The sequence below is a fragment of the Citrobacter sp. TBCS-14 genome, from assembly GCF_005280805.1.
GTDB classification, from domain to species: domain Bacteria; phylum Pseudomonadota; class Gammaproteobacteria; order Enterobacterales; family Enterobacteriaceae; genus Citrobacter; species Citrobacter gillenii.
The window spans coordinates 48,319-67,396 of sequence record NZ_SZWM01000141.1; the positions used below are offsets into that span (position 1 = coordinate 48,319).

The following is a 19,078-nucleotide window of genomic DNA, read 5'->3' on the forward strand; positions in this document are numbered from 1 at the left end:
TTCTCATTACGACTTAATTACTCTTCTGCGTCATCCGCCGCATCGTCATCGCTTTCTGCTTCAGGCGCGATATCATCGTCCCCTTCCGCAGCGCTTCCGTCGATGGAATCCAGTTCTTCGTCATCAACCGGTTCAGCTACACGTTGCAGACCCACCACGTTTTCCTCATCCGCCGTGCGGATGAGGATAACGCCCTGGGTGTTACGCCCAACCACGCTGATTTCCGACACGCGAGTACGCACCAGCGTACCAGCATCGGTGATCATCATGATCTGGTCGCTATCGGTCACCTGCACTGCGCCAACAACGGAACCGTTGCGTTCGGTGACTTTGATGGAGATAACGCCCTGCGTCGCACGCGACTTGGTCGGATACTCTTCTGCCGCAGTACGCTTACCATAACCGTTTTGCGTCACGGTCAGGATAGCGCCTTCGCCACGTGGAATAATCAGAGAAACGACTTTGTCTTCGCCCGCCAGTTTGATACCACGTACGCCGGTCGCAGTACGACCCATCGTACGAACGGCGTCTTCTTTGAAGCGCACCACTTTACCCGCGGCAGAGAACAGCATCGCTTCGTCAGACCCGGAGGTCAGATCCACGCCAATCAGTTCGTCGCCTTCATTCAGGTTAACCGCAATAATACCGGCTGAACGTGGACGGCTGAACTCGGTCAGCGCCGTTTTCTTCACGGTACCGCTAGCGGTTGCCATAAAGACGTTCACGCCCTCTTCGTACTCGCGTACCGGCAGAATCGCGGTGATACGTTCGTTGGCTTCCAGCGGCAGCAGGTTGACGATTGGACGTCCACGCGCACCACGGCTCGCTTCCGGCAGCTGATAGACCTTCATCCAGTACAGACGACCACGGCTGGAGAAGCACAGGATCGTGTCGTGGGTGTTGGCCACCAGCAGGCGGTCGATGAAGTCTTCTTCTTTAATACGTGCTGCTGATTTACCCTTACCGCCACGACGCTGTGCTTCGTAATCGGTTAACGGTTGATATTTAACGTAACCCTGGTGAGACAAGGTCACAACAACATCTTCCTGGGTGATCAGATCTTCGATATTGATGTCAGCGCTGTTGGCAGTGATTTCAGTGCGACGCTCATCACCGAACTGCTCGCGAACCAGCTCCATCTCTTCACGGATCACTTCCATCAGGCGATCGGCGCTGCCCAAAATGTGCAGCAATTCAGCGATCTGCTCCAGCAGCTCTTTGTATTCGTCGAGCAGTTTTTCATGCTCAAGGCCGGTCAGTTTCTGCAAGCGCAGATCCAAAATCGCCTGGGCTTGCTGTTCAGTCAGGTAGTACTGACCGTCACGCACGCCAAACTCAGGTTCCAGCCATTCAGGACGGGCAGCGTTATCACCGGCACGTTCCAGCATCGCCGATACGTTACCCAGCTCCCACGAACGGGCAACCAGTCCGGCTTTCGCTTCAGCCGGGGTCGGCGCACGACGGATCAGTTCAATGATCGGATCGATGTTGGCCAGTGCAATCGCTAACGCTTCAAGGATGTGGGCACGATCGCGGGCTTTACGCAGTTCAAAAATAGTACGGCGAGTAACCACTTCACGACGGTGACGCACAAACGCAGCGATAATATCTTTCAGGTTCATGATCTTCGGCTGACCATGGTGCAGCGCAACCATGTTAATACCGAAGGAAACCTGCAGCTGGGTCTGGGAGTAAAGGTTGTTGAGAACCACTTCCCCGACCGCGTCACGTTTGACTTCAATCACGATGCGCATACCGTCTTTATCAGACTCGTCACGCAGCGCGCTGATGCCTTCAACGCGTTTGTCTTTTACCAACTCGGCAATTTTCTCAATCAGGCGCGCTTTGTTCACCTGATACGGAATTTCGTGCACGATGATGGTTTCACGACCGGTTTTCGCGTCAGCTTCAACTTCCGCGCGGGCGCGAATGTACACTTTACCGCGACCAGTACGATAGGCTTCTTCAATACCACGACGACCGTTGATGATCGCGGCGGTCGGGAAGTCCGGGCCTGGGATGTGTTCCATCAGCCCTTCAATGCTGATGTCTTCATCGTCAATGTAGGCCAGACAGCCGTTAATCACTTCTGTCAGGTTGTGCGGCGGAATGTTGGTCGCCATACCTACCGCGATACCGGACGAACCGTTCACCAGCAGGTTAGGAATTTTGGTCGGCATGACGTCCGGAATGCGTTCGGTGCCGTCATAGTTATCGACGAAATCAACCGTTTCTTTTTCCAGGTCAGCCATCAGCTCGTGGGCGATTTTCGACATACGGATTTCCGTATAACGCATCGCTGCGGCGGAGTCGCCATCGACAGAACCAAAGTTACCCTGACCATCCACCAGCATGTAACGCAGGGAGAATGGCTGCGCCATACGAACAATGGTGTCGTAAACGGCGGTATCACCATGAGGGTGGTATTTACCGATTACGTCACCAACGACACGGGCAGATTTTTTATAGGCTTTATTCCAGTCGTTGCCCAATACGTTCATGGCGTAAAGTACGCGACGGTGAACCGGCTTCAGGCCATCTCGGACGTCCGGCAGCGCACGGCCAACAATGACCGACATCGCATAATCCAGATACGAGCTCTTCAGCTCTTCCTCAATGTTGACCGGTGTAATTTCTCTCGCAAGGTCGCTCATCTAACCGCTATCCCTCTACTGTATCCCGGATTCAAAGGTCGCAAATTATAACACATCCGTGCAGATTCAGGTAAATGGATTCCCCCTGAGAGAGGCTTTATTCATCCTGCCAGGCTGATATACTCGTTTGTATTGCTAATTAAGGAGTAGAAGCCCCAATGAATGCCGAAAAAGCCCCGGTGACTCAGAACGTTGACCATGAAGAAATTGCCAAATTTGAAGCAGTCGCGTCGCGCTGGTGGGATCTTGAAGGTGAATTTAAGCCTCTGCACCGCATTAACCCGCTGCGTCTGGGTTATATCACCGAGCGCTCAGGCGGGCTGTTTGGTAAAAAAGTGCTCGACGTCGGCTGCGGCGGCGGCATTCTGGCTGAAAGCATGGCGCGCGAAGGCGCGACGGTCACCGGCCTGGATATGGGTTTTGAACCGCTACAGGTGGCAAAACTGCATGCGCTGGAAAGTGGCATTCAGGTGGAATACGTACAAGAAACTGTAGAACAACACGCCGAAAAACATGCACACCAGTATGACGTAGTGACCTGCATGGAAATGCTGGAACACGTACCGGATCCGCAGTCGGTGGTCAGAGCCTGCGCGCAGTTGGTGAAACCAGGCGGCGAGGTGTTTTTCTCCACGCTCAATCGCAACGGCAAGTCGTGGCTGATGGCTGTGGTTGGCGCGGAGTACATTCTGCGCATGGTGCCCAAAGGCACGCATGATGTGAAAAAATTTATTAAGCCTGCGGAATTGTTACAGTGGGTTGATCAGACAGTGTTAAAAGAGCGCCACATGACCGGCCTGCACTACAACCCTATCACCAACACCTTTAAGCTGGGTCCAGGCGTGGACGTGAACTATATGGTGCACACCACCGCGAAAGCCGAGTAACTTATCTGCACGCCTGATGACGTTTCGCTTATCAGGCGTACAAACTCTGTGCCAGATCATATAACGTAATCGCTCTTCGATGAAGAAATCAGCACTCGATCAAATTTTCTATTTTTTTTCTCAATTATTGACATCCTCGCCAGGCCTTATAAGACGCGCACTTAGCGATTATTACCCTTTTGCAACCTCAATTTAACGCCAAAATCAACTCTTGTACTGAAAAGAATCCCTACTAGAATACTCACCATATAGCGTCTATCTTATCAAACAACCCCTACATATAGTATTTATCCACAGACTTAGTCACAACATGGCACTGTGGATAATACGGGGGATATTTTTTTCTTTCACGGACAGGTAAAAAACCACATGAATCAGAGTCTGCTGGTGACAAAGCGTGATGGTAGTACAGAGCGCATCAATCTCGACAAAATCCACCGAGTTCTGGATTGGGCGGCAGAAGGACTGAATAACGTATCGATTTCTCAGGTCGAGCTTCGCTCCCACATTCAGTTTTATGACGGCATCAAGACTTCCGATATTCACGAAACGATTATCAAAGCCGCCGCCGATCTGATCTCCCGCGATGCACCGGATTATCAATATCTGGCCGCTCGTCTGGCGATTTTCCACCTGCGCAAGAAAGCCTACGGTGAGTTCGAACCGCCAAAACTGTATGACCATGTTGTTAAAATGGTTGAGATGGGCAAATACGACAATCATCTGCTGGAAGACTACACGGAAGAAGAGTTCAAGCAGATGGACTCGTTCATCGAACATGACCGCGATATGACCTTCTCCTATGCTGCCGTGAAGCAGTTAGAAGGCAAATATCTGGTACAAAACCGCGTCACCGGTGAAATTTACGAAAGCGCTCAGTTCCTCTATATTCTGGTAGCAGCTTGCCTGTTCTCGAACTACCCGCGTGAAACCCGTCTGGAATACGTTAAGCGTTTCTACGACGCCGTTTCGACGTTTAAAATTTCGCTGCCAACGCCAATCATGTCTGGCGTGCGTACCCCAACCCGTCAGTTCAGCTCTTGCGTGCTGATCGAGTGCGGCGACAGCCTGGATTCCATTAACGCGACCTCCAGCGCCATCGTGAAATACGTTTCCCAGCGCGCTGGTATCGGCATCAACGCTGGACGCATTCGTGCGCTGGGTAGCCCGATTCGCGGCGGTGAAGCGTTCCACACCGGCTGTATCCCGTTCTATAAACACTTCCAGACTGCGGTGAAATCCTGCTCTCAGGGCGGCGTACGCGGCGGTGCGGCCACGCTGTTCTACCCGATGTGGCATCTGGAAGTTGAAAGCCTGCTGGTACTGAAAAACAACCGTGGCGTCGAGGGCAACCGCGTACGTCACATGGACTACGGCGTACAGATCAACAAGTTGATGTACACTCGCCTGCTGAAAGGCGGCGACATCACCCTGTTCAGCCCGTCTGACGTTCCGGGCTTGTACGACGCGTTCTTCGCCGATCAGGACGAATTCGAGCGCCTGTACACCCAATACGAAAACGATGACAGCATTCGTAAACAACGCGTAAAAGCGGTTGAGCTGTTCTCGCTGATGATGCAGGAACGCGCCTCTACCGGTCGTATCTACATTCAGAACGTTGACCACTGCAACACCCACAGCCCGTTTGATCCTGCTATCGCACCAGTGCGCCAGTCCAACCTGTGCCTGGAAATCGCGCTGCCGACCAAACCGCTGACCGACGTTAACGACGAAAACGGTGAAATTGCCCTGTGTACGCTGTCTGCCTTTAACCTCGGCGCTATCAACAGCCTCGACGAACTGGAAGAGCTGGCCGTGCTGGCGGTACGTGCACTGGATGCGCTGCTGGATTATCAGGATTATCCGATCCCGGCAGCTAAACGCGGTGCCATGGGTCGCCGTACGCTGGGTATTGGCGTGATCAACTACGCTTACTGGCTGGCGAAGAACGGTAAACGTTACTCTGACGGCAGCGCCAATAACCTGACCCACAAAACCTTTGAAGCCATTCAGTATTACCTGCTGAAAGCCTCGAATGAGCTGGCTAAAGAGCAAGGCGCGTGCCCGTGGTTTAACGAAACCACCTATGCCAAAGGTATTCTGCCGATCGATACCTACAAGAAAGATTTGGATGCCATCGTCAACGAACCGCTGCACCACGACTGGGAAGCGTTGCGTGAATCGATCAAGACTCACGGTCTGCGTAACTCCACACTCTCTGCTCTGATGCCGTCTGAGACCTCTTCGCAGATCTCCAACGCCACCAACGGCATTGAGCCACCGCGCGGTCACGTGAGTATCAAAGCCTCGAAAGATGGCATCCTGCGTCAGGTAGTACCGGATTACGAACACCTGAAAAATGCCTATGAACTGCTGTGGGAAATGCCCAATAATGACGGCTACCTGCAACTGGTTGGCGTGATGCAGAAGTTTATCGATCAATCGATTTCAGCCAATACCAACTACGATCCGTCCCGCTTCCCGTCAGGGAAAGTGCCGATGCAGCAATTGCTGAAAGACCTGCTCACCGCCTACAAATTTGGTGTCAAAACGCTGTATTATCAGAACACCCGCGACGGTGCTGAAGATACTCAGGACGATATGGTGCCGTCTATCCAGGACGATGGCTGCGAAAGCGGCGCATGTAAGATCTGATGAATAATGCCGGGTGGCGCTACGCTTACCCGGCCTACGATTGCACGGTTTGTAGGCCGGATAAGGTGCTTGCACCGCCATCCGGCGCTCATCCCACAAAGGATTCACATCAATGGCATACACCACTTTTTCACAGACGAAAAATGACCAGCTTCTGGAACCGATGTTCTTCGGCCAGCCGGTGAACGTCGCGCGCTATGATCAGCAAAAATATGACATCTTCGAAAAACTGATCGAAAAGCAGCTCTCGTTCTTCTGGCGTCCGGAAGAGGTCGATGTTTCTCGTGACCGCATTGACTTTCAGGCGCTGCCAGAACATGAAAAACACATTTTTATCAGCAACCTGAAGTACCAGACCTTACTGGACTCCATTCAGGGGCGCAGCCCGAACGTGGCGTTGTTGCCGCTGATCTCGATCCCTGAGCTGGAAACCTGGGTGGAAACGTGGGCCTTCTCCGAAACCATTCACTCACGCTCTTACACCCATATCATCCGTAACATTGTTAACGATCCGGCGGTGGTGTTTGACGATATCGTCACCAATGAGCAGATTCAGAAGCGTGCGGAAGGCATCTCCAGCTACTACGACGAGTTAATCGAGATGACCAGCTACTGGCATCTGCTGGGCGAAGGTACGCACACGGTCAATGGTAAGACGGTTGTCGTGAACCTGCGCGAGCTGAAGAAGAAACTGTATCTGTGCCTGATGAGCGTTAACGCACTGGAAGCGATCCGCTTCTACGTCAGCTTCGCCTGCTCTTTTGCTTTTGCCGAGCGCGAACTGATGGAAGGCAACGCGAAAATCATTCGCCTGATCGCCCGTGACGAAGCCCTGCACCTGACCGGGACCCAGCATATGCTGAACCTGTTGCGCAGCGGCGTAGACGATCCGGAAATGGCAGAGATTGCCGAAGAGTGTAAACAGGATTGCTACGACCTGTTCGTACAGGCCGCTGTGCAGGAAAAAGAGTGGGCTGATTACCTGTTCCGCGACGGTTCAATGATCGGTCTGAACAAAGATATTCTGTGCCAGTACGTCGAGTACATCACTAACATTCGTATGCAGGCCGTAGGGCTTGACCTGCCGTTCCAGACGCGTTCGAACCCCATTCCGTGGATCAACACCTGGCTGGTGTCCGATAACGTGCAGGTTGCACCGCAGGAAGTGGAAGTCAGCTCTTATCTGGTCGGGCAAATCGATGCCGAAGTCGATACCGACGATCTGAGTAATTTCCAGCTCTGATGGGCCGTATTACCCTGCGCATCTCTGGCACGCAGCTGCTGTGCCAGGATGAACATCCTTCCCTGCTGGCCGCGCTTGAATCGCACAATGTTGAGGTCGAGTATCAATGTCGTGAAGGCTACTGCGGCTCCTGCCGTACCCGCCTGGTAGCGGGTCAGGTTGACTGGATTGCAGAGCCTTTGGCCTTTATTCAGCCGGGTGAGATACTGCCCTGCTGTTGCCGGGCAAAGGGTGATATTGAGATTGAGATGTAACGCCTAGTGAACTTCATGCGCGGAGACCAGCACCACGTCTCCGCGTTTTTTCATCTGCATGATGTACAGCGCTCCGGCAAGAACCACCAGCACGGCACCGACCAGATAAATCGCCCGATACCCCACGCCTTCTACCATCATCCCCATAATAAATGCCCCAATCGCCATTCCCGCATCCATTGCGTTGAAAAAAAGCGAATTGGCGATGCCAATTTTATGCGGCTCTACCGCGCTAATAATTTGCGTCTGGAACACCGGTGTCACCGAGCCGTAGCCAATGCCAATCAGCCCTCCGGCAATAATCATCATGATGCTGCCGTGGGTATATCCGAGCACCACAAGCCCTACGGTAAAGGCGACCAGGCACGGGTAAACCACGTATTTCGGTCCTTTTTTATCACAAATATTGCCGGTAAACGTTCGGCAGATCATCAGGCAGACAGCGTAGCAAAGCAGGAAGTTACTGGCGGCGGCCATCAGATCCAGCTCGCGTGCATACAGCGCCAGGAAGGCAGATACCCCGGCGTAGGAAAAGGTCATGAAGAAGGTCACCATGGCAAAAGGCAAGGCGGCACGGTCAAACATGGCGGCAAACCCCAGCTTAGGCTGCGAGCCATCGGCATGACGAATCACCGGCGGCACGGCAACAATCAATGACAGCACAATGCCCACCGCCGCTACCGCTGTACAAAGCCAGAACGCGGAAGTAAAGGCCTCCCAGCGCGCCATGTTCAGACCCACCCATGGCCCAACGACCATCGCCAGTCCCATAGCTAAAGAGAAAAAGCTGATGCCCTCCCCACGTCGGGAGGCCGGTATCAACCGCGCGGAAATCGTCCCTTTTACCGTAGTAATAACGCCAAACGTGACACCATGAAGCACCCGAATAAACAGCAGTGATTCAATTGAATGGCAGACAGGATACAGCGCAGTGACCACCAAAAAGGCCAGAGAAGAGAGCACCAGAATCGTTTTATTCGAATATTTTCCCACCCATTGTCCGGCAAACGGACGTACCACAATGGCGGCCCCCAAAAAGAAGGTGACTAATAAACCCGCCTTATCAGGGGTCGCATGGAGACGCTCCAGGATATAAATCGGCAACAGCGTCAGCAGGACATAAAAAACAAAAAAGATAATAAAGCTGATAATCGTGATGGCCCAAAAATCTTTCGTCCACAATTTTTCTTTCATACTCGGCAACCTGTCCCGACGGCGCACGCAGGCAACGCTCAGAGCGACTGAACAACGGACAGGTGCGTCAAAATGTGATTGTATCCCCGTCATAGTTCACATTGCTTATATGTCGGCTACGCAAATTATTTTGGGTATTTAAGGTAGAAAGTCAGTATAAACAGGCTTATTTTATTAGAGAAATTAATCATTTTAATGGCATTAATTAGGGATAACTAATGACACTAACCCAGATCCACGCCCTGCTGGCCGTGCTTGAGTACGGTGGTTTTACCGAAGCCAGCAAGCGGCTATACACCACCCAGTCCGCCGTCAGTCAGGCTATTTCGGCGCTGGAAGAAGAGTTAGGGGTTAATATTTTGATCCGCGAGCGGCGCAAAGATATTCAACTTACCCCGGTAGGTATCCGGCTGCTCCCGCATTTACGGACCATCATTGGACAAACGAATGCCGTAAAAGAGATCGCCGAACAGGAGAAACAAAACCCCGCCCGAACCTTGCACATCGGCTGTTTTCCCAGCGCCTGCGCCTGCATTTTGCCCGGTATCATCCGCTACTTTGAACAGCATCACCCCAACATCAAAATCATTCCCTATGAAGAGAACAGCAGTGCCATTATTGATTCGCTGCAGAGTGGGGGTATTGATGCGGGTTTTGTGCATTTTCCGGTCAGTGGCATGTACTGCGTGCCGGTTTATCGGGACAAATTCACCGTTGTTGTCCCCGAGGCTCACCCGCTGGCGGCCAAAGCCACAATCTCAGTAGAAGAACTGGTGGGAGAACCGCTGATTATCAGTAAAGGGCGCTATGAATTAAGCATCATGACGTTATTTAAAGAACAAGGTATTGAGCCAATCATTAAGTACGAGTTCAACCACCCGGATACGGCAATCAGTTTTATTCGTCAGGGGCTGGGGATCGCATTGTTACCGGAGCTCACATTAAAGGCGGTTGGCGGGCAAATACGTTCGGTGGCGCTGGAGCCAACGTTTTATCGGCAAATATCATTATTGGCAAAAGAGCCGCCGGTAGACGGCAGCCCTTTATATTTACTGCAGGCATGTATGGAAACACTGACCGCAGACGGTCTGATCTAACCGTCGGGAATGCGCCGGTGAAAAGGCCTGCAATATCATGCTATCGCAGGCCTGATACCGTTACTGCTTATGCAGGAACATCACCGCTTTGTCGGGGAAGTCGGTGAACAACCCCTCAACGCCCGCCTTGTTATACAGGATGTCATACAGCTGATTCACATCCGTCGCGTAGTCCGGCAGCTGATCGGCCCGCACAGTATAAGGATGCACCGTCATCTTGTTCTGATGCGCATCCTTCACCATCCCGGTCAACACGATGTTGCCTTTCTTCGACTTCTCATCGACCAGCATGTGATAGTCCGGGCCAATGCCATCCGCGTACTCAGCAACCTGCTTCATCGCGCCCGGTTTAAACATCCAGTCATAGTTGTAGTTAACCCAACTGCCGTCCGGTTTTTTCTCCTGGGTTTCATTCCAGTCGGTATAGGCAATCAGCTGCACCAGGTTGAGGTCCATCCCCATTTTAGGTTCCAGCTCATTCTTGATGCGCTTGAGTTCGGCCACATCAAAACTTTGCAGATAGACCTTATCCTGTTTGTCGCTGTAGCCGTACTTTTTCAGCACTTCCAGCGTCTTCGCAGCAATGTCCTTCCCTTCCTGGTGATGGAACCACGGCGCTTTAATTTCCGGATAGATACCGATGTTCTTACCGGTGGAATGATTTAATCCCTGAACAAACTCGATCTCTTCTTCGAACGTATGCACACGGAAATCAGATTTACCCATCGGGAAGCGCCCTGGGTAGGTCTGCACCTGTTTGCCATTTTCGATATCGAAACCTTCGGTAAATTTCAGCGATTTGATCTCATCCAGCGTAAAGTCGATGGCGTAGTAGCGACCATCTTTACGAGCGCGATCCGGGAAACGCTCGGCGACATCGGTGACCCGGTCAAGATAGTGGTCATGCAGAACGACCAGATGGTCGTCCTTGGTCATCACCAGATCCTGCTCGAGATAGTCCGCGCCCTGCGCATAGGCCATCGCTTTTGCTGGCAGCGTATGCTCCGGTAAATAGCCGCTGGCCCCACGGTGAGCAATCACAATCTTGTCTGCGGCGATGGCTGCGCTGCTGACCACCATACCGGTCAGCATTAACGCGACGCTAAGACTTTTCAATGTGGTTTTCATCTATTATCCCCCGTTACGCTTCAGTTCCATCTCTGCGTGATGGCGCTTTTCACCAAACATGACGACCACCAGCAGAATAACCGCCAGCACGCTGCCGCCAATCATCACCATAAAGCCACCGTCCCAGCCGAAGAAGTCAACGGTGTAACCGACAATGGCGCTCGCTGCCACAGAGCCGCCCAGGTAACCAAACAACCCGGTAAAGCCTGCCGCCGTACCCGCCGCTTTTTTCGGTGCCAGTTCCAGCGCGTGCAGACCAATCAGCATGACCGGACCGTAGATCAGGAAGCCGATGATAATCATACATGCCATATCAACGTTCGGATTGCCCGCCGGGTTCATCCAGTAAACGATCGTTGCAATGGTCACCAGCGTCATGAAGAACACGCCGGTTGCGCCACGGTTGCCACGGAAGACTTTATCCGACATCCAGCCACACAGCAGGGTGCCCGGGATACCCGCATACTCATACAGGAAGTAGGCCCAGGAGGATTTATCCAATGCGAAATGCTTCACTTCTTTCAGGTAGGTCGGCGACCAGTCGAGGATGCCGTAACGCAGTAAATAGACAAACACGTTGGCGATCGCGATGTACCACAGCAGTTTGTTTGGCAGCACGTACTGCATAAAGATCTGCTTCGCAGTCAGCTCTTCTTCGGCTTTTTCGCTGTAATCATCCGGATAGTCGTTCTTATACTCTTCAATCGGCGGTAAGCCACAAGACTGCGGCGTATCGCGCATCAGGGCAAAAGCAATCAGGGCGACAACAATCGCACCGAATGCCGGCATGTACAATGCCGCTTTCCAGTCGTTAAACCAGGCCATACCCAGCAGGAACAGCAGCGGAGGCAGACCACCACCGACGTTATGCGCGCAGTTCCACACGGACACAATACCGCCACGCTCTTTCTGCGACCACCAGTGCACCATGGTACGACCGCACGGCGGCCACCCCATCCCCTGGAACCAGCCACACAGGAACAGCAGCACAAACATCACCGCGATACTGGACGTCGCCCACGGCACAAAGCCCATGAACAACATCACCGCCGCCGCCAGAATCAGACCGGCAGGCAGGAAAACGCGCGGATTCGAGCGGTCCGAAATGGACCCCATGATAAATTTCGAAAAACCATAGGCAATGGAAATACCGGATAACGCAAAACCCAGATCGCCACGGGAGAAACCCTGCTCAACCAGATACGGCATAGCCAGGGCAAAGTTCTTACGTACCAGATAGTACGCCGCATAACCAAAAAATATCCCCAAGAAAATCTGCCAGCGCAATCGACGATAGGTGGGATCGATTTCCGCTGCAGGTAAGCGCGCCGTATGTGACGCGGGTTTAAAAATGCTCAACATAGTATGTAGCCTCCGTGGCCGTCTTTTGTTCGAAGGAAACACTGTAAGTACGTCATCACGACGCAACCTCCCCCAGTGTGGCCGCGATGTTAAGGAAAGATTCAGCACAAAAATGTGAAACACAGCACAGATTGTTACAGATTTATGACAAATGTTCATAAAGGCGCACGAAATCACGTTTCATTTTCGAAAAATGAGCGATTATGCGCGAAATCAAACAATTCATGTTTTTTATGTGGCTAAATGATAAAAAAACGAACTGTGAGGAAAAACAATGAAAACTCGCGACTCGCAAACAAGTGACGTGATTATCATTGGTGGGGGAGCAACAGGTGCCGGGATCGCACGCGACTGTGCTCTGCGCGGATTGCACGTCATCTTAGTAGAACGCCACGATATCGCTACCGGCGCAACGGGACGTAACCACGGCCTGCTGCACAGCGGTGCGCGCTATGCCGTCACTGACGCAGAATCTGCGCGTGAATGTATTAGCGAAAACCAAATTCTGAAACGTATCGCCCGCCACTGCGTAGAGCCTACGGACGGTCTGTTTATCACACTGCCGGAAGATGAACTCTCCTTCCAGGCCACCTTTATTCGTGCCTGCGAAGATGCGGGCATTCGTGCAGAAGCGATCGACCCTCAACAAGCGCGCATTATCGAGCCCGCGGTGAACCCGCAGTTGATTGGCGCAGTCAAAGTGCCAGACGGTACCGTGGATCCCTTCCGTTTAACCGCTGCCAACATGCTGGATGCCAGAGAGCATGGCGCGGTCATTCTGACAGCCCATGAAGTGACCGGGCTGATTCGTGAAGGTGCAACCGTCTGCGGCGTGAACGTTCGCAATCATCTCACCGGCGAGATGCAGTCCCTGCATGCGCCGGTGGTGGTGAACGCTGCCGGGATCTGGGGCCAGCGGATCGCGGAATATGCCGATCTGAGCATCCGCATGTTCCCGGCAAAAGGCTCGCTGTTGATCATGGATCATCGCATTAACCAGCATGTCATCAACCGCTGCCGTAAACCGTCGGATGCCGACATTCTGGTACCTGGCGACACCATCTCGCTGATCGGCACCACCTCGCAACATATTGATTACGATGATATCGACAGCAACCGCGTCACCGCTGAAGAGGTGGATATCCTGCTGCGTGAAGGGGAGAAGCTGGCGCCGATTATGGCGAAAACGCGCATTTTGCGCGCCTACTCCGGCGTGCGTCCGCTGGTGGCCAGCGACAATGATCCAAGCGGTCGTAACGTCAGCCGCGGCATTGTGTTGTTCGATCATGCTGAACGCGACGGTCTGGATGGCTTTATCACCATTACCGGCGGCAAACTGATGACCTACCGCCTGATGGCTGAATGGGCCACCGACGCTGTTTGCCGCAAGCTGGGCAACACTCGCCCTTGCACCACGGCGGACGTCGCGCTGCCAGGTTCGCAGGAATCAACCGAGCACACGCTTAAGCGCGTGATCTCGTTGCCCGCACCGCTACGCGGCTCGGCAGTCTACCGTCACGGCGATCGCACCCCGGTCTGGCTGAGCGAAGGTCGTCAGCATCGCAGCCTGGTCTGCGAGTGCGAGGCGGTCACCGCAGGCGAAGTCCAATACGCCGTGGAAAATTTAACCGTCAACAGCCTGCTGGACTTGCGCCGCCGTACTCGCGTCGGGATGGGGACATGCCAGGGCGAACTGTGCGCTTGCCGCGCCGCAGGGTTACTGCAACGTTTTAATGTTACCACCGCCGCGCAGTCCATCACCCAGCTCTCCGAGTTTCTCAACGAACGCTGGAAAGGCGTGCAGCCGATTGCCTGGGGAGACGCACTGCGCGAAAGCGAGTTCACGCGCTGGGTGTATCAGGGGTTATGCGGTCTGGAAAAGGAGCACCAGGATGAAATTTGATACCGTCATTATCGGCGGCGGTCTCGCCGGACTGCTGTGCGGTCTGCAACTACAAAAAAGCGGATTACGCTGCGCGATTGTTACCCGTGGCCAAAGCGCCCTGCATTTTTCCTCCGGCTCGCTGGATTTACTCAGCACGCTGCCGGATGGACAGCCGGTGAGCGATATCGAGGCAGGCCTGAACGCACTGCGCACTCAGGCCCCCTTGCACCCTTATAGCCTTATCGGTACGCAAAACGTCCTGTCACTGGCGCAGCAGGCGCAAACCCTGTTGAAAGAATCCGGTGCCCAGTTGCAGGGCGAGGTGCATCAGGTACATCAGCGCGTAACGCCGCTGGGGACCTTGCGCTCAACCTGGCTCAGTTCGCCGGAAGTACCGGTCTGGCCGCTGTCTGCTCAGCGTATCTGCGTGGTGGGCATCAGCGGGTTACTGGATTTTCAGGCACACCTCGCGGCGGCCTCGCTGAGCCAGCGTAACCTCAGCGTCGACACCGCAGAAATCGAGCTGCCGGAACTGGATGTTCTGCGCGACAACCCCACCGAGTTTCGCGCGGTTAACATCGCACGCCTGCTGGATAACGAAGATAAATGGCCACTGCTCTGTGACGCGTTGCTGCCAATAGCAAAAACTTGCGACATGATTATTATGCCAGCCTGCTTCGGTCTCGCCGATTCCCGGCTCTGGCAGTGGCTCAATGAGCGTCTGCCCTGCTCGCTGATGTTGTTACCCACCTTACCGCCTTCTGTTCTCGGCATGCGCCTGCACAATCAATTACAGCGTCAGTTTGTACGCCAGGGCGGCGTGTGGATGCCCGGTGACGAGGTGAAAAAAGTCACCTGTCAGGACGGTGTGGTAAATGAAGTGTGGACCCGCAATCATGCTGATATTCCATTGCGTCCACGTTTTGCCGTGCTCGCCAGCGGCAGTTTCTTCAGCAGCGGACTGGTGGCAACACGCGAGGCTGTCCACGAGCCGATCCTCGGCCTGGATGTCCAGCAAACAGATACCCGTGCGCAGTGGTATCAGCGCGACGTCTTCGACCCGCAGCCGTGGCAACAATTTGGTGTGAATACTGATGACACCCTGCGCCCAACGCTTGCGGGAAAAACGGTAGAGAACCTGTTTGCCATCGGGTCGGTGCTTGGCGGTTTTGACCCTATCGCCCAAGGTTGCGGAGGCGGCGTGAGCGCAGTCAGCGCCTTGCATGCCGCACATCATATTGCGAAACGAGCAGGAGGCCAGCAATGAGCGACACACGTTTTGAAAGTTGTATCAAATGCACTGTGTGCACCACTGCCTGCCCGGTCAGCCGCGTCAATCCGAGCTACCCAGGACCCAAACAGGCCGGGCCGGACGGGGAACGTCTGCGTCTAAAAGACGGTGCGTTATACGATGATGCGCTGAAATACTGTATCAACTGCAAACGCTGCGAAGTCGCCTGCCCGTCAGATGTTAAAATTGGCGATATCATCCAGCGCGCGCGCGCCAAATATGACACCACGCGTCCGTCGCTGCGCAACTTTGTCTTAAGCCATACCGATTTGATGGGCAGCGTTTCCACACCGTTCGCGCCGATCGTCAATACCGCCACCTCGCTGAAGCCCGTGCGTCAGCTGCTCGATTACGCGTTAAAAATCGATCATCGCCGGACGCTGCCAAAATACTCCTTTGGTACCTTCCGCCGCTGGTACCGCAGCGTTGCCGCACAGCAGGCGCAGTATCAGGATCAGGTCGCCTTTTTTCACGGCTGCTTTGTGAACTATAACCATCCGCAGCTTGGCAAAGACCTGATTAAAGTGCTGAATGCGATGGGGACCGGCGTACAGTTGCTGAGTAAAGAGAAGTGCTGCGGCGTGCCGCTGATCGCCAACGGTTTTACCGATAAGGCACGTAAGCAGGCGGTCAGCAACGTGGCGTCACTCAGAGAAGCCATTGACGGGAAAGGTATTCCGGTGCTTGCCACCTCATCAACCTGTACCTTTGCGCTTCGCGATGAATATCCCGAAGTGCTGGATGTCGACAACACGGGTCTGCGTGAACATATTGAGCTGGCCACCCGTTGGCTGTGGCGCAAACTGGACGGCGGGCAAACGCTGCCGCTAAAAACACTGCCACTGAAGGTGGTCTACCACACCCCCTGCCATATGGAGAAAATGGGCTGGACGCTCTACACGCTGGAGCTGCTGCGTCAAATTCCTGGTCTGGAACTGACGGTGCTGGATTCCCAGTGCTGCGGCATCGCCGGGACCTACGGCTTTAAAAAGGAAAACTACCCCACTTCGCAATCCATTGGCGCCCCGCTGTTCCGCCAGATCGAAGAAAGCGGAGCCGATATCGTCGTCACCGACTGCGAAACCTGCAAATGGCAGATTGAGATGTCCACCAGCAAGCGCTGTGAGCATCCAATAACCCTGCTGGCACAGGCGTTAGGCTAACTAACCAAGCCTACATCCCAATTGTAGGCCGATAAGCGAAATGCCATCTGGCAAAACATCTGCCGGATGGCAGCGTAAAACGCCTTATCCGGCCTACAAAATCTTCGCCATCAGGCAATAACAAACTATACGGTCAGTGATTCAACCACTTCAATCCAGCCATGCTCGGTGGCAATATCCTGATCGTTAAGCCAACGGCGCAGCATATTCAGAGCCATCATGGCGCACACTTCCTGACGCACCGGCAAGCTGTAGCGATTAGCGCTAAGTCGTACGCGTAATGCATGCGTGCCCTCAGACGTTGCCAGCGCAAAGTTAATATGTTCGTTTTCGAAACCCGATACCGCCAACGCCAAATCTGCGTAATGATTGCCGCGTCGCTCGGTTATCCAGTGCGCGGTTTGCGCCAGCGTTTCCTCCTGAGAGGGCACCACTTCACTGGCCAACAGCGGGGCGTTGGCGCGAGAAAGCTGGAGGGCGACCAGCCCCGCGGTAAACTGTTCGCTGAGTGTCAGGCTGTATTGCCGTTCCTGCAACGTGCGTGCAATTTGCGCGGGCAGCCCTTCCGTGCCTTCAAAAATCATATTCTGCCCGGCAACCCGCTTCACCTCCGGCCAGAGCGCCAGCATCGCTTCACGTTGGGAATCCGGCCCGGTAAGCTTCAACTCGATAATCGGCATTGATGAGCGATACCCCATCGTGACCCCGGCAGGCAAAGGCAGCGGATCCAAACTTTGCGCCAGCTCGCTTTCAGAACGGCCAAAGGTGGTTAGTCGCAGGCATAGCGGGGGTTGGGAGAGTGAGAATCGCTCCCGCAGACGCGGTAGGATCTCATGTTCGATCATCACTTTAAACTCTGACGGAACGCCCGGCGTAAAGAACATCAGACAGCGGTTGAGCTTCACGGCGAATCCACAGGCGGTACCCACTGGGTTATTGATAAACTCGGCGCTGGCAGGTAATTCAGCTTGCTTACGGTTGCTCGGTGCCATAATACGACCGCGTTCGCGGAAGTAATGCTCCATCTGAGCAAGCCATGCCTCGTGCAGCACCAGCCCTTCACCTTTTGCCGTTGCCGCAGCCAGCGCGCTCAAATCATCGCTGGTTGGCCCTAAGCCACCGTTCACAATTAATACATCAGCATGTTCGCTGCGTTCGCGCAAAATGGCGACCAGGTCGTCGAGATTGTCGCCCACCGTGTTGCGGCGTGTTAACGGTAATCCCTGATTGAAGAAAAAATCAGCCAGCCAGGCGGCATTGGTGTCGACGATCTGGCCGTGCAACACTTCATCCCCGGTGGATAGCATCTCCACGTTTAACATTGTGTTCTCCTGCTTATGCAATCAAAACACTATAACGCAATGGCGAGGGAACATGGAGGATGGAGGGAAAGAGAATGAGTAAGAGAAGGAAAAACAGGCGCAGCTGAACGCCGCGCCAGGGACATCAGAAACTGGCGTTAACCCCAACATACGGGCCGTCAGCAATCGCATTGTCACGGTTGCCATCTTTACCCGCCAGGTTCAGGTAGCGATAACCGGCTTCGATACTCAGTGGGCGAATAATGGTCAGACGCGCGCCCGCATTGGCTTCTTCGTAGCTATCAATACCGCTGGAAAGCGAATCCGGAGAGTAGTAGTACTCGCCAAACAGACGGAAGCTGTCGCCAATCGGCCACTGCAAGCCACCACCAACCGCCGCCGCATAGCCTTCATCGCCGTCGTTTGGGTTGGTATAAACGCCTTTCCCGCCAACGGTGGCCAGCAGAGGACCAATCGGGATATTCAGGCCAAGACCGACGCCGGCAACATCACCATCATCGTCGTTATGCATCCAGTTGCCGCTGGCTGCCAGCCCGGAGGACTCGGTACCGAAACCGAAGCCAAGGTTGGTGTAATCTTCACCCGCCTGGCCGCTGATGCTTACCGCGTTCGCCGACGCAGAAACAAACAGCATTCCAGCAAGGCCCAATAAAATACTTTTTTTCATTTTCTATCCTTTCCAGCAAGAAACTAAACATAGCCCCAAAACCGCTGGATTGTACTGCCTGATGGCGAGGAATCAATGAGCTAAAAAGGCGATGCAATAACATATTGTAACTAAATACTACTCAGAATGTTTAGCAAAGGTTAAGTTAACGGCCAACTTACGCCACAGCAACGGCCTGAGGCGTGTTTTCTGTTATCGCATTCATTTAATCCCGCTTCTCCTTTAAATCGGCCTGGGCGCATTTTTTCTGCGTCTGGTAACAGGTAAGATGAGTGA

The 19,078-nt window shown here is 53.7% G+C and carries 14 protein-coding genes; 8 read left to right on the top strand and 6 right to left on the bottom strand.

Going from position 1 to position 19,078, the window contains the following annotated elements:
• Nucleotides 1-17 precede the first annotated feature (17 nt).
• Nucleotides 18-2,654, bottom strand: a complete 2,637-nt coding sequence (gene gyrA / locus FDX22_RS02685; protein ID WP_146716675.1) for a DNA topoisomerase (ATP-hydrolyzing) subunit A — start codon at nucleotides 2,652-2,654, stop codon at nucleotides 18-20.
• A gap of 158 nt (nucleotides 2,655-2,812) precedes the next feature.
• Here gyrA and ubiG point away from each other — a divergent pair, with 158 nt between their 5' ends.
• The 4 genes from ubiG (at nucleotide 2,813) to yfaE (ending at nucleotide 7,693) form a co-directional block, all read left to right on the top strand.
• Entirely contained in the window at nucleotides 2,813-3,541 is a 729-nt protein-coding gene (ubiG, locus tag FDX22_RS02690) for a bifunctional 2-polyprenyl-6-hydroxyphenol methylase/3-demethylubiquinol 3-O-methyltransferase UbiG (protein ID WP_096756409.1), read from the top strand.
• 369 nt (nucleotides 3,542-3,910) lie between these two features.
• On the top strand, nucleotides 3,911-6,196 hold the full coding sequence (gene nrdA / locus FDX22_RS02695) for a class 1a ribonucleoside-diphosphate reductase subunit alpha (protein ID WP_096756408.1): 2,286 nt from the start codon (nucleotides 3,911-3,913) through the stop codon (nucleotides 6,194-6,196).
• A 112-nt stretch (nucleotides 6,197-6,308) separates the two neighbouring features.
• Entirely contained in the window at nucleotides 6,309-7,439 is a 1,131-nt protein-coding gene (nrdB, locus tag FDX22_RS02700; protein WP_096756407.1) for a class Ia ribonucleoside-diphosphate reductase subunit beta, read from the top strand.
• Complete coding sequence (gene yfaE, locus FDX22_RS02705) at nucleotides 7,439-7,693, top strand: ferredoxin-like diferric-tyrosyl radical cofactor maintenance protein YfaE (protein WP_096756406.1); 255 nt, start codon at nucleotides 7,439-7,441, stop codon at nucleotides 7,691-7,693. The genes nrdB and yfaE overlap by 1 nt, the downstream gene beginning before the upstream one ends.
• Nucleotides 7,694-7,696: 3 nt before the next feature.
• On the opposite strand, the gene FDX22_RS02710 is transcribed toward yfaE, so the two are convergent.
• Complete coding sequence (locus tag FDX22_RS02710) at nucleotides 7,697-8,887, bottom strand: MFS transporter (RefSeq protein ID WP_117343430.1); 1,191 nt, start codon at nucleotides 8,885-8,887, stop codon at nucleotides 7,697-7,699.
• Between the two features lie 218 nt (nucleotides 8,888-9,105).
• Between FDX22_RS02710 and FDX22_RS02715 the strand changes: the two genes are divergently transcribed.
• Entirely contained in the window at nucleotides 9,106-9,984 is an 879-nt protein-coding gene (locus FDX22_RS02715; RefSeq protein ID WP_096756404.1) for a LysR family transcriptional regulator, read from the top strand.
• 60 nt (nucleotides 9,985-10,044) lie between these two features.
• On the opposite strand, the gene glpQ is transcribed toward FDX22_RS02715, so the two are convergent.
• Together glpQ and glpT are read right to left on the bottom strand one after the other, a co-directional pair.
• The gene (gene glpQ, locus FDX22_RS02720; protein ID WP_146716676.1) at nucleotides 10,045-11,112 is read right to left on the bottom strand and encodes a glycerophosphodiester phosphodiesterase; all 1,068 of its coding nucleotides are present in this window, start codon (nucleotides 11,110-11,112) and stop codon (nucleotides 10,045-10,047) included.
• A gap of 3 nt (nucleotides 11,113-11,115) precedes the next feature.
• Complete coding sequence (gene glpT / locus FDX22_RS02725) at nucleotides 11,116-12,474, bottom strand: glycerol-3-phosphate transporter (RefSeq protein WP_096756402.1); 1,359 nt, start codon at nucleotides 12,472-12,474, stop codon at nucleotides 11,116-11,118.
• 274 nt (nucleotides 12,475-12,748) lie between these two features.
• On the opposite strand from glpT, the gene glpA reads away from it, so the two are divergent.
• From glpA to glpC, 3 genes are read left to right on the top strand one after another with little or no spacing between them, the layout of a single operon-like run.
• Entirely contained in the window at nucleotides 12,749-14,377 is a 1,629-nt protein-coding gene (gene glpA / locus FDX22_RS02730) for an anaerobic glycerol-3-phosphate dehydrogenase subunit A (protein ID WP_146716677.1), read from the top strand.
• Nucleotides 14,367-15,626, top strand: a complete 1,260-nt coding sequence (gene glpB, locus FDX22_RS02735; protein ID WP_117343427.1) for a glycerol-3-phosphate dehydrogenase subunit GlpB — start codon at nucleotides 14,367-14,369, stop codon at nucleotides 15,624-15,626. Before glpA ends, glpB begins: the two co-directional genes overlap by 11 nt.
• Nucleotides 15,623-16,813, top strand: a complete 1,191-nt coding sequence (gene glpC / locus FDX22_RS02740) for an anaerobic glycerol-3-phosphate dehydrogenase subunit GlpC (protein ID WP_096756399.1) — start codon at nucleotides 15,623-15,625, stop codon at nucleotides 16,811-16,813. The genes glpB and glpC overlap by 4 nt, the downstream gene beginning before the upstream one ends.
• A gap of 125 nt (nucleotides 16,814-16,938) precedes the next feature.
• Here the strand turns inward: glpC and FDX22_RS02745 are convergent, their stop codons facing one another.
• Nucleotides 16,939-18,135, bottom strand: coding sequence for a nicotinamide mononucleotide deamidase-related protein YfaY (locus FDX22_RS02745; RefSeq protein WP_115257928.1), 1,197 nt, complete (start codon nucleotides 18,133-18,135; stop codon nucleotides 16,939-16,941).
• Between the two features lie 124 nt (nucleotides 18,136-18,259).
• Nucleotides 18,260-18,802 (bottom strand): YfaZ family protein, encoded by a 543-nt coding sequence (locus tag FDX22_RS02750; RefSeq protein ID WP_115257927.1) that lies wholly within the window; start codon nucleotides 18,800-18,802, stop codon nucleotides 18,260-18,262.
• Nucleotides 18,803-19,078: the final 276 nt, after the last annotated feature.